This is a genomic window from Streptomyces mutabilis (assembly GCF_014649815.1).
GTDB classification, from domain to species: Bacteria; Actinomycetota; Actinomycetes; order Streptomycetales; family Streptomycetaceae; genus Streptomyces; species Streptomyces mutabilis.
Genome location: NZ_BMTT01000218.1, coordinates 1 through 592, shown reverse-complemented (window position 1 = coordinate 592; position 592 = coordinate 1). Strand labels below are relative to the sequence as shown.

Genomic DNA, 592 nt, shown 5'->3' with positions numbered 1-592 from the left:
CAGAACGCAGAGGCTTCTCGAAGAGTTTCTGGATCAATGGCAGACGACCTGTGATCCAGTCGTCTGGCTTAGCTGCCAAAAGGACTCGAACCACTTGCAAAGCATTAACCATACTCGTGATGTGCTTTTCGTCTGATTTGTCAGCTTTCTCGCCTGCAAGAATGGGCTCCGTGACCTTCTGGTAAAGTTCGATATCTAGGTCGCCCCAGTACTCTGGAGACAAAAGGTTTCTCAGCAAGTGAACAGCTTTCTTGACCATGTCTCCTGTAAGCACAGGCTGCTGTGTCTTTGAAGAAGGAAGGTCGCGAATACGAGAAGCCGGAACAGGAAATCGCTCAGGGATAGTGGTAATGAAGGTAATAAGGTACTTCGTCAATGCAGCACGGAGATCAGGAGGGACCATATATTCAGACCGCTCACGAGCATTAGGAGGAGCAAGAGATGGAGACGACGATGTGCCCTGAGTCTCCTCAAGTTTACGTTTCTTTGTGTTGGGAGACTCGATTGTGCCGTTCGGCATAGCAGTATGGCTCTTGACACGCTTCTCTTCCCAGTGCCATATGAGGTTGATGAGGTTAAGTGCGAGCTTCTT

General features: G+C 49.3%; 1 protein-coding gene. It reads right to left on the bottom strand.

All coding sequences use genetic code 11. The features are described 5' to 3' along the window. A partial coding sequence (locus IE142_RS40100; RefSeq protein WP_191889480.1) for a hypothetical protein occupies nt 1-592 on the bottom strand: 592 nt, incomplete at both ends.